At 51.4% G+C, this 11,104-nt stretch carries 8 protein-coding genes and 1 pseudogene; 4 read left to right on the plus strand and 5 right to left on the minus strand.

What is annotated here, in order from left to right:
• Positions 1-152: 152 nt before the first annotated feature.
• Entirely contained in the window at positions 153-1,517 is a 1,365-nt protein-coding gene (locus tag WA845_RS24435) for a hypothetical protein (protein ID WP_337322802.1), read from the minus strand.
• Positions 1,518-2,038: 521 nt separating this feature from the next.
• A complete protein-coding gene (locus WA845_RS24440; protein ID WP_337322803.1) occupies positions 2,039-5,611 on the minus strand; it encodes a YobI family P-loop NTPase in 3,573 nt (1,190 codons plus the stop codon).
• A 295-nt stretch (positions 5,612-5,906) separates the two neighbouring features.
• Between WA845_RS24440 and tnpA the strand changes: the two genes are divergently transcribed.
• Both tnpA and tnpB read left to right on the plus strand, forming a co-directional pair.
• A complete protein-coding gene (tnpA, locus tag WA845_RS24445; protein WP_337322804.1) occupies positions 5,907-6,317 on the plus strand; it encodes an IS66-like element accessory protein TnpA in 411 nt (136 codons plus the stop codon).
• Positions 6,314-6,493, plus strand: coding sequence for an IS66 family insertion sequence element accessory protein TnpB (tnpB, locus tag WA845_RS24450; protein WP_337322805.1), 180 nt, complete (start codon positions 6,314-6,316; stop codon positions 6,491-6,493). The genes tnpA and tnpB overlap by 4 nt, the downstream gene beginning before the upstream one ends.
• 128 nt (positions 6,494-6,621) lie before the next feature.
• On the opposite strand, the gene WA845_RS24455 is transcribed toward tnpB, so the two are convergent.
• The 3 genes from WA845_RS24455 to WA845_RS24465 form a co-directional block, all read right to left on the minus strand.
• A complete protein-coding gene (locus WA845_RS24455; RefSeq protein ID WP_337322806.1) occupies positions 6,622-7,332 on the minus strand; it encodes an autoinducer binding domain-containing protein in 711 nt (236 codons plus the stop codon).
• Entirely contained in the window at positions 7,329-8,093 is a 765-nt protein-coding gene (locus WA845_RS24460) for an acyl-homoserine-lactone synthase (protein WP_337322807.1), read from the minus strand. The genes WA845_RS24455 and WA845_RS24460 overlap by 4 nt, the downstream gene beginning before the upstream one ends.
• A 158-nt stretch (positions 8,094-8,251) precedes the next feature.
• The gene (locus WA845_RS24465) at positions 8,252-8,971 is read right to left on the minus strand and encodes a helix-turn-helix transcriptional regulator (RefSeq protein WP_337322808.1); all 720 of its coding nucleotides are present in this window, start codon (positions 8,969-8,971) and stop codon (positions 8,252-8,254) included.
• A 778-nt stretch (positions 8,972-9,749) separates the two neighbouring features.
• On the opposite strand from WA845_RS24465, the gene WA845_RS24470 reads away from it, so the two are divergent.
• Together WA845_RS24470 and WA845_RS24475 are read left to right on the plus strand one after the other, a co-directional pair.
• On the plus strand, positions 9,750-10,484 hold the full coding sequence (locus tag WA845_RS24470; RefSeq protein ID WP_337322809.1) for a response regulator transcription factor: 735 nt from the start codon (positions 9,750-9,752) through the stop codon (positions 10,482-10,484).
• Positions 10,474-11,104: pseudogene (locus WA845_RS24475) on the plus strand (amidohydrolase family protein); the annotation flags it as partial. The gene WA845_RS24470 and the pseudogene WA845_RS24475, both read left to right, overlap by 11 nt.

The raw sequence follows: 11,104 nt of genomic DNA on the forward strand, positions 1-11,104 counted from the left end.
ATCCAACTCCCGCAAGATGGATTTCGACCATGCGGTGAGTTTATTTGCCGATGGGAATAGCGTCCTTCCGAACCGAAGCCGCCTGCCGCCTCTTATCTTCGTTGAATTAGAGGCGTAGACGGCGGCGCGTGAAGCGCTACGCTACTAACTTGTTACAAAAGGTCGTCATTCTGCGGAGGGGGCGGAGGTATAGCTACACCAGAGGCTCCAAGAACACGCTCATACATGCCTCGCACTTCATGTTTGGTTATCGCAGACAAGAAGGCTTCAAGATGATCGAAGCGCAGGGGGTGCTTTTGAGTCGCGTGGCTGACAAACAACTCCAATCCAGACGGAATACCGGCCGCATAAAGTATCTGACTGTTTGCGACCACAGTCTCGAAAAGCTCAACGGTCTTTGCTGGATCAGCTGTCTGTACAAACGGAGAAATGCACCCACTAAACAGCGCCTCGGCCCCTCTGAACGATCCTGCACTGCGTAATTTGGCCAAGGCAATAGGCCAATAAACCGGCACCGGAAAACGGGAGAACACTGCAATCTGCGTTGACAAATCTGCTTTCGCCAGCCTCGTAGCGGCTTTCGCCTCAAATTCTGGAATAATGGCAGCCCCGAAAACTCGCACGTCGCTCTCATCGAGTTGGCAATTCTCAATGAAGGAGTGAAGTCTTGTCCATGTCTGCTGCGACAGGGCATCTCGCACATCTTTGAAGCGAGCAAGAATTCCAAACGAGTTCGGTAACGTCTCGTCGCTGGCCTCTTCAATCAATTTGGCGATCAACGGCAACGTCGTCGAAGACCATACTGAAGCATCGGCGTCTTTTACAGCTTGAAGAGCTAGAGGAAGCAAGTGAAGTTTAGAACTCCACCCCTCCGGTGCGGTTTTTAGTAAAGCCTTAGCAAATACGGCAGCGAGGGACGTGTGAACGCCTATTCTTGAGCTTTCGAGATAACGTCCTCGGACAAACCGCACGATTTCTTCGGCGTTTGTGGGGAAGGAAGCACTTTTAAACTCTTGATCAAACTGGTTGATAATCGCGCGACCCTGAATTGGCCTTTGAGAAAGTAGGTTCCGAACGGCTTCAACAATATATAGCCGGACTAACTCCGGTTCCGGCATAAAAAGCTGCCCATCAGCGGTGAAAGCAGGATGAGCGCAGAGATTGCGGTCTTGTTTCAACCGATCAAAATGACGTTTTGTGATAGGGTCCAAGAACTCAAATTCCGTCTCGGCGGTATCGAGGAGCTTGCCCTCAATCTCCAAGAGCTTTTTGGTGTTGTTTTCACGGACGTTTGCGTCAAACGCCGCGACAAAAGCGAGCGCCTTTGCGTCGCCACCTTCTCCCAGCTCTCTGATTTTGCTGATAATATCAAACGTTACCGCTACGTAAACGGCGACGATTGCAGCTTTGTAGCTGCCCGACCTGTATGCCTGTATTGCTTCCTGAATATAGGATCGAGATAGAGGTTGGCGAACTGTGAGTGTTAGGGCGTCTAGGTCTGTAAGATGTAACTGCATTTTATTGCGCTTTTTTGTTTACTCATTCGGGTAGGCGTATGCGAATAGTTTTGTCATCCATAACTAAAAGTTGTAAAAATTAGGTTCCTAATATCCCTAGTCTTTTATTGCCATCCGTCAGCCTAGTTCTTCTGACAAAGCCCCTCGCTCTTGCTCTTTTTTGTCGTGGCAATAACACTCCCCGTCCGAAAAGGAGCAACACCATGGCGAAGAAGACTCACCCAGCCAACGCTGCCAACCGCGCCAAGATCGCAACCGCTACGCACACTTCAACGTGAATCTGTGCCGCAGCCCTACCAGTAAGATCAATCACGAAGCTGCCACGCAGGCCGAGACAGCTAAGATCACCGCCGAATTCAAGAGAGCCCCCCGATATTCCAAGCCACCACACGGAATGGATCGAGGTTTTTGGTCAGGAGGAAATTCTTCAGGCTGGCGCGGTGGCGATGAAATGCTCAAGGCAAACGCAGAACGCTAACGCCAAAAAAATAAAGGTGAAAGCCCTCCGGACGGCATTTTCGTCACGACTGCTTTCGAAACTTGTTGATCCGGATAACCCCTGTAGAAATTGATACGCTGAACGAGGAAATTACATTCCGCGCTTTAAGCCAAGACGCAAACTGCATATTGGTGTCCGTCAGTTCTATTTTTGGAATTTTTTCGGATGTCACTACGTCGCAATATGGAGACGGCAATCCCTCGAGAATGCTGCGGACTTCTTCCAGGGATAGACTTTCCTGCAATTTGTTGAACAGAGATATTTGGGGTTCACCTTTCCGAGAATTTACAATGATAGCCTGTATGAAATCAGGATGGTAAGGCTTTCGAGGAATAGGCTGTCCATTCAAGACGGGCGCTACCAATGCAGCGACCTCAGGATGACCGATTATGAAATTCGGATCAATTTCAGAAATGACGAGCATTTTTTGCGCGTCTGATATGCGTTCTTGCAAAAGCTCCCCGCGTAAACTGTCGTCCATCTCGAACTCATCGCGGTCGCTCCAGTAGCTGTTGAAATTCGTTGCGATAAAGAAGGGTTTTATGCCTTCGTCCATCGCTTCGAAGTTCTCACTTGAGAACGAGATTTTGCGTGCCTTAATAAGGATTCTGAGTTTTTCAGAGCCGACGCTCGGCAGCTTAGTGAATTGGTTCGGAAGATTGCTAATGTATGAACGGTATATTTCATCGTCAAACGCTTCGTTGTTGACCAGAAACTGTCGAAGTTTACGCCACTGCTCTCCATCTGCTACTGGGGTTTCGGAAAGCACCTCAGCCGCATTCCCGCGCTGCAAATAGGAGGTAAGCACTTCATCGTCATAGATGTCGCTGTTGATGTATGTCAGGCAGTTCTCCCACGTACTCTCGACTTTCTCAGTGAGAAGGAGCACTTCGTAAAATCCCTCCGGAACGTCGCTTAGCGAATGAATGCGGGCGGATTGCATCTCGAGGAACTGGGCTCGGCTATCAAAGTCCACCTCCTCATGGTTCAGCACTTCAACGACGGCCGTTGCATCCTCAAACGTGTTTTCCTTTAAGCTCAGCAACACGTCCGTGAGGTAGACACCAAAATTCGCATCAATGTGGGCACGAAGTCCGCTATCGTTAGCCCTGCAAACAGCGGTATAATTTCGCGTCTCAAGATCATTGAGGTTAGAATATCCGATGGAATACGCCATAATGTGCCTGATGTTCTCGATCGAAATTCTATAAAGCTTTTCAGCTATAATGAACTCGGAAGCATCGCTGTATTCAGAAATGCTTATCAGACTTGTGACAATAACGTTACATACCTTAAGGCGTTTGAATTCGAAGTCAACATTCTGGTCGAGAACTAGGCTCAAATTTTCAGAAAGGAATTTAGATAGCGCAGCGCAGCCTTTGCTTTCTGAAGCGAAGAACTCCTCAGGAGCGAACGCAAGAATACGCGCCGCATGAGCCACAGCTTGCGAGCCTTCTAGAGCGAGCACAGGAAAGTCAGACCAATTAGCCAAAAGCATTGAGACGAGTCGATCGGTGAACTTTCCAGTCGCATAGTGACCTGTGAAAAACTCTTCACATTCATCAAAATTCTCTTTCAAAAATGCGATTGCCCGATCAATACGGGCGGCATTTTCGCTATAATTCTCCAACATATAATCGAATATATTCAGATTTAGGACATACTCACGACCGAAATCGTCTTCCCGCATCGACGCTAATACTTCAGGAATATTGTTCAACTGGAAATTTGGACGGGGGTTTTTGTAGGCGCGAATCTGAAGAAGAAACTGATGATCATGGGGGGAAAGGCGCTCGCCGTGAAATAGCGAAATGTACTGGTGGTATGAGTCATCAAGATATCCTTCTAAGATAAGATATCTTAGAAGATCTCGATTTCCGCTCGCCTCCCCAAATGTCTCGTCGATTAAAGTGGAGCCTGTCCTAAGAACCTCGTGGAATTTCTTCATGCGCAAGAGCGGAATCTCGCGTTTCAGTTGCTCTAACTTTTCAGAAATCCTCGCTCTAGAATCTGCCGCCCGACCCTCAATGGCAGCCTTTCGTTCAGCGTACGTCATGTTGGAGGTAATTGCTTTTTCGACGCTCGATAACTGGACTGAGTTCGGGTGACCATATTGGGTGATAATTGATATTGTGCTCCCTGCGAGGATTTTTTCAAAATCGGGATGGTCAGGAAGTTTTCCAATGCCGATTGGTCCAGTATCTGTGGCGATGGTGGCTGTATGTGGTGGAAGTTGTGAAATGATGCCTATAGAAAAAACTCTACGAAGGTCTCTGATGTCATCCAATGCATGATTTTCAACTCTATCAATCTCGCCTTGTATTTCATTAATTTCGAGTCGTATTTTTCTTTCTTCTTGAGCGATGATATCTTCGTATAGGCGCAGCGCTTTAATTAATAGACCATCCTGTTTGTGAAGCGAAGCAAAGTCTTTTGGCATTACATTCTTGTAAATAAGTATGGCGAGCAGCCGATTGGCATCGATTACCCCTTCATTCTGTTGCGCGGTCAGGTTGCTGTCGTATATGATGTATTCGTTGAATACGTTGGCAATTAGCCTCATGTCGTCCAGGTATCGCGAGACATCACGCAAAAATCGAGGGTCAAGCTGCCCCGCAAGTCCAATTCGATTCACATGTGTCAATACTTTATCTATTGAATTAGAATGATTGATTACAGGTATTATTGGAATAATAAATTCGAAGAACTTCGTCCGATCTGTTGTAACAAAAATTTCGTCACGTAGAGCATATATGAAGCGGATGCGGCGGTGTATGCCTGAATTCTGGTTCACCAACGCATTAATCTCGCGTAAAGTCACAAAGATATGCGGCTCCTCGAACCGGTCCAAGTCTTCTATGACAACCAGATCGTAGTCCGTTGACTGAAAAAAATATATTATCTCGTCAAGATGCCTGTTGAGAATTGATTCTTGATCAAGTGCCTTGGGAGCGATCTGTATGTCTTTAAGCGAAACGCTTTTAAGAGAGACATCAAAGCTTTTGACATATATTCCATAAGCAAGCCACCAGATGCAGGCAATACCACTGACAAAAGCGACATAATTAAACCAGTTCGAAATTCTCCATGGCGTAAAGTATTTACCGTTGGTTATGATGGAGACGTTGTTGAAAAGATACCAAGCACAGAATAAGCCGACACAAAGCGCCAATGCGCTTAGCATCGACAGTCTGTGTGGTGTCTGAATCCGTTTAAACCGTGAATGTGGTAGATTGTTTGCATTTGCCCCGTACAACAATTGCTGTAGGATACTTCGCTCAATTTCTTGTTTGCTTACCTTCGTTTTTCCTTCTGTTTCCGCCTCAGGTATGAAGGAAGCCAGTGATAAGGCTAGTGCTTTTCCTCCGTAGGTCTTAAGAAACGTCTTTATCACGCTGCTTTTACCCGACCCGTAAGGCCCAGTGAGCGCGATGTTGAATACGTTTTCTCTGCCGATGGCGGCGTTGAGCGCGGACGAGTAAATGCCAGTCCGATCAGCATCGTCGGTAGGAGCCAAATCGACAAATCGGTTATCCAACTTGACTCTAGGTTTGGCCTTGAAGAATTCCCGCCATAGGTTTTTGAAAGAGTTCAAAGGATCACCTGCTTGATTAACGACGTTGCCACCAATTGAACTGGCGGGTTATTGAACACCTCAAGAAATACACGCTAATTCAACGGAAGCCACAACCCTACGTTCGTCTTATGAGCAAAAAGAATCGCTCACTGAGGCCAAGGCAACTTACAGAGGCCGTCGTCAACAGTGTTGCGAAGGCGCCGCCGAACAATGTGCTTAAAATCTCGTAGAGAGAGTAAGACCACGGTGAGGGCCGCATTTCGAGGTTGATGCGAAGATCCCAAGTCCTAGTGCAAACACTAGGAGCAGTCCTATGACGAGGCATCCAATTGAAGTGATCACGTCTGTCGAGCGCCGTCGGGGCTGGCCTCGCGAGGATAAGGAGCGGCTCGTTGCTGCCTGCCTTGAGCCAAGGGCAGTTCTCTCCGAGATTGCGCGATCGGCCGGCATCCACGTGAGCCAGCTCTTTCGGTGGCGCAAAGAGCTTTGCCATATCGAGGAACCGAGGCTCGATTCGGCGAGCACGTTGATGCCCGTGATCGTGTCGGAGGCTGCAACGGCAATCCAGCCCACCGCCACGGAAACGCCGGCCCCACCGCAACCCCGCGGGAAGCGTAGCGATGTGATGATTGAGCTGGGCCGCGGTCGCCGTGTCCGTGTGGACAGCGACATAGACACTGAGGCGCTTGGCCGCGTTCTCGATTGTGTGCTGGGTCGGCGATGATCCCGGTTCCTGCTGGTGTGAAGGTCTGGTTGGCGACCGGCCATACGGACATGCGCAAAGGCTTTCCCGGTCTGTCGATGATGGCGCAAGAGACGCTGAAGCGCGATCCGATGTGTGGAAATCTGGAGCAAGAGCGCTGTACAAATGTCGGCGTTCTGCGAGACGCTGCCGACTGAATTATCACGAATTTGGGGCAGGTCGTCCTGCTGTTCATTGCCCACGCCGGCGACAGCTATTTCCCTATAAATACAAAGCGTTCCACTATTGAAGATTCAATCTTAGTGGTTTGCGTGAAGCCCTAATCTTAGATCAATCCCAACTTTGTGGCCAATGCAGTCGTCTGCGGGAGAGTGACGGTCTTAAGTTTCCGTCGAATGCTCTTCATATGAAAATTGACCGTATGGTGTGTCATGTTTTCAAGGAGCGCTATCTCCTGGGTCGTCTTTCCTTCAGCAGCCCATTTGAGCACCATGGACTGCCGCCCGGTCAATTCGACGGCGGGTGCTCTGGTCGACGCCGCCTCGGTTGCTTCGATACACTTATGGAGTAGCGCCACAGCGTTTGCACTCAGAACAGGCTGCAGTAGGTATTTGCGGGGCAACGTTACATCACCGGTGAACAGTGAGAGGGTGAACAAATCGCTGAATGGTGCTGTCGCGGGCATGCATATGCCGGCCCTTATGCCCGCCTCGCCGGCACTGGAAAAGAATGCCTGAAGTTGTCCGCGCGCGCCTTTTCCCTCATTCTCAATATCAACGACAAATGGCGTCATTATCTCTCGGGCACGGGTGAGGATCGGATCGATCTTGTCAAAACGCTCCTGCGCATATCTGTCCAGCCACTCCTCCGGGGCGTTGGAAAAGATGGCGTTTCCCAATCCCGGGTGACGGACGGTCACCACGTGATAATAGTCAAACCCAAGCTCACGGGTGAGATGATCGAGTAGCTGGGCCGTCGCCTGGCTGGTTTTCATCATGGACGTCGTATCGATCAATTTGCGCAGCCAGATTTTCATCCCAGGTCTTTTCGCCCCGCCCTTGAGCGGCACCCCTGGCCGCGAGCTGCATTGCAGGTCCAGTAGTGCTTGGTTCTTCTGGGAGGCTTGATAGGAGCCGAGCTTCGAGGAGTTTGCCAGTCCGTCGCTTCCGTCCGGTCGGGCAGAGTGCACCTGTACAGAGGTTGCGCAACGCGAAGGATTTTTCGCATTTGTTGAAGCGTTTCGGCTGAAACCGCGAACACGCCGCAACACACCGGGAGTCGTCCGTAACCGTCAGCGCGGCCAATCTCCTTCACGATCAATCCCGATCGCCGGTATACTCTCTCCATTGGCGGCTCGTAATTCGACACGAGTGTTTTGATGCCGTGCGCGAAGGCGCATTCGAACAACGCCAGCAAAAGGAGCCCAAACGCCCTTGATGGGCTGAGCGTCGGTTGTAATTTTTTCAGGAGGTCGGCATCGAGACACATTCGCGTGCCCTCCCATGCGACTGGGGACACCAGATCCTTTCCTGCCAACGTTCGACTGAACACATCCCGCAGCAATGTCGGTCCTGTTGTCGGCATGAGCCGCACCCCGCCATAGAGATGATGCTCGTCCGCGTCACACCAGACCAGATAGACAGCGCCCAGCCCGTCGTAAGCGTCCCGTTCAAGGCCGTGAGGCACGTCGACCTGCCAGCCAAGACAATCGTGAAAAACCCGTTTCCGCAATCGTAACGATTGCTCCAGCAGGCCTGCGTACCGGTCATATTGATGGGGTTGGATAAGAAGGAACACGAGCCAATCTCCGATCATCTGTCGGACACAGGATGCACGTAAATCCCGCGTTGCCTATCGCCACGGATGGGCACAAACAATTGAGCGATTGCGCCGAACGTTAAATGTCTATGGCGGTTTCTGCGATAGAGTGAAAGGGCAAGGCTAGTGCTGCAACATCAGATATTGATCAGCCTGAACTTCATCGCCTGGACCGCGGCGGAGGAAATAGTCGCGCATCCAAGCTTTAGCCGTCCTGACTTGAGATAGCTTCGCGCAGTGTGCTCGGAAATGCCGAGGATCAGCGCGATGTCCTTATGATCCTTTCCGCGTGCCACCCACGACAGGCACTCCCGTTCACGCGCGCTAAGGCCCGGAACGGGGTCTCCTCCCTTGTGGATCTCGCTGATCGCCTTCATGTGGATCTGATATGCGAGTTCGATCCAGTCTGATCGGTTGTCTGCAACGAGTCGGTCCCACTTCTTCTCGATACCTACCGCGCTGACGGAAAAAATCGCGCGCCGGCCGACCCTGTCCGTAACGGGGATTGAGTAACCGAACTCTCCGACGCCATGTTGCCAGGCATCCTCAAAAAATGCTGCAATTTCGGGCGTCATTTCGAATTCACGCCAATCGAATGGAAGTTGCCGCAAAAAGCCCTGTTGCACGACTGGGTCAACCTGAACATATCGTTTCAGAAAATACCGTGCGATCCATTCCGGACTATAGGTGGACTGAACAAACGGTGCATCAAGATCAGTGATCACCGTTGCGGTTAGGTGGTAGGTGACGAAATCTACGTCGTAGATTTCCCGAACAGATAAAAGAGCCTCATAGACTGTGGGGGCATCTGTGATTGTCTCGATAGCTTTAGCGAGAGTCGCAGATACTGTTTTCATGCGGTAACCCTTTCCGGTGTATGGGAAAAATTCATGGTGAGACGAGCGGCATCGTTCCCATGATCGCTCAACATCAACGCGCCAGCGTTTGACGGCCGAAGCCATGGCGGGCTGTTGCTCGTCTCGACCTATCGTGCCGCTACCGGCGCGACTTTGGCGGGATGGTCGCTTCGTAACCGATGCCCGCATAGCTGCGCAATTCGGTAAGCCTGGTGCTCGGTCGCCATGGTCGGTTTGTCAGAAATCGCTCCGGTCGACCGACATGGTCTGGCAGGAGCAACCTTCCGATGCCGACGGTGCAACATCCAACCGCGCTCTAGCAACGGCGTAGCAATCAGTGTGCTGTGTCCGGTTGGTGGGGGAATCTGGTTCAGCGGCATAAATCGACGCCCTGCGGAGGCGTTTCTCTCTGGCAGGATGATGCGACGATATTTCAGGGATAACGACGCCATGCTTGCGATTTTGTCGCCATCCATTGGATAGGAAGCTAGTGCAACGACCTTCCCGGTCTCTTTCCTCTTCGATCTGGCCAAATGTCCGCCCTTACAATGCTTTTCTTGTGAACTGCCAACCTGTGCCGGCAGCCACCGTCTCCTCCGATACCAAAAGCGAAATTCAAAACATGTCACAATGCGCCGAGTTTGACGACTACTACTTCTAGTAGTCGATTTTGAAGCAAAATTGCGGGAAATTGGTTCATTGATCGTAGAAAGGGTGATTCAAGTCAGGGAATAATCTCCCTGCTCTCAGGGCTTGCAGCCAGCGTAGAGGACCTTTAATGAAAAAATTGATCCTGATCGGTTCGATCGACGCGGACTTCTTTCTCCTCCTGTCGCATATTCTGCAAGTTGAAGGTTATCAGGTCCTGATGGCCAGAGGCGTTGAAGAGATGTCCCATCTTGCCGACGATCCCAAGGTCAGAGCCGTACTGCTTGACTGCCGGCCTGATCCTTTTCCCGCCGTTGAGGTGTGCGCCAGGATCAAGGAAAATCATCGCACTGCGGCCGTCCCCGTTCTCGCAATCATCGGTGCGGGTGCCGAGGGGCAATACGTGGACATGCAGCGCGCTGGCGCCGACGAATGTCTTGTGCGTCCTTTTGCGCCGATCAAGCTGCTTGAATACCTGCGCAAGTCTGCGCTCAATCGGACACCGCCTCAAGCGCGAACAGGTCAGTTATCCTATGGCGGCATCGAGATCGATTTCGAGCATCACCGCGTCTCAAGAGGCGGTCACAACATCCATCTGGGACCATTGGAATTTGCTGTCTTGTCCTTCCTGATGGAGCGACCGGCAGAGATTTGCCATCGTGAGGAACTCATGAGCGCGGTGTGGCCCCGGCTGCATCATGTCGAGGAGCGCACCTTGAACGTTCATATAAGCCGATTGCGAAGGAGACTGAACCAGAATGGGCTTCCCGATCTGATCTGCACCGTCCGCGGCGTCGGATACATCCTGGAATCCCCTGCACGCGAGGCTCAGGACGGTTTGGGAGGCGATCGCGATGTCTCATAATCGGCTCGACAGGATCATCCTTGGTGCTTCGGTGATAACGGGAGATGGAACCACGTTTCACGAAAATGCGTCCATTGGGATAGGTGAGGGCAAAATCGTGTTCGTCCAGCCAGGGAACATATCCGTCAATCCTCTCGGGGTCGACGTCATTGACGCCTCTGGCTACACGGTCATTCCCGGCGTGATCAACGCGCATGCCCATGGCTGCGTCAGCGGCCCATCCATGCCGAGCGGGTCGTCTCCTGTCGACAGGGACGTTATTCTCTGGAATCGGAACAGGCATCTCCTCGAGGGGACGACAACGTTATTGAATGTATGCGGTCTGGCGTTGCCAGAGGAGGCGTTTGCGGGCGATGCACATCCGCTAGATGTCCACATCTCCACGGCTCACACGGCATCTAATATCGAAGCGGCACTCGAAATTGACGGCACCGGCCTCACCGAACAGCATCGACACACATCGATCGATGATGCTTTGTCTCAGGGAGCAAAAGCGCTCGGCGAGGTCGGCGGGGGACAGACGTTGGGCGGCGGCGCGCAGGAATATCGGTTCATTCCCGAGGCGATGAAGCGGGCGACGGGACGGGACGTATCACCCATTGTCTCACGTCGGTTGCGAA

The organism is Agrobacterium sp. CMT1 (genome assembly GCF_037203725.1).
Classification (GTDB): domain Bacteria; phylum Pseudomonadota; class Alphaproteobacteria; order Rhizobiales; family Rhizobiaceae; genus Agrobacterium; species Agrobacterium pusense.

What these genes read in the sequence shown, in the direction of transcription:
- tnpA (WP_337322804.1), top strand. Translation starts at nt 5,907, where the DNA reads ATGACGAGGCATCCAATTGAAGTGATCACGTCTGTCGAGCGCCGTCGG.
- WA845_RS24435 (WP_337322802.1), bottom strand. Translation starts at nt 1,517, where the DNA reads ATGCAGTTACATCTTACAGACCTAGACGCCCTAACACTCACAGTTCGC.
- WA845_RS24465 (WP_337322808.1), bottom strand. Translation starts at nt 8,971, where the DNA reads ATGAAAACAGTATCTGCGACTCTCGCTAAAGCTATCGAGACAATCACA.
- WA845_RS24470 (WP_337322809.1), top strand. Translation starts at nt 9,750, where the DNA reads ATGAAAAAATTGATCCTGATCGGTTCGATCGACGCGGACTTCTTTCTC.
- tnpB (WP_337322805.1), top strand. Translation starts at nt 6,314, where the DNA reads ATGATCCCGGTTCCTGCTGGTGTGAAGGTCTGGTTGGCGACCGGCCAT.
- WA845_RS24455 (WP_337322806.1), bottom strand. Translation starts at nt 7,332, where the DNA reads ATGAAAATCTGGCTGCGCAAATTGATCGATACGACGTCCATGATGAAA.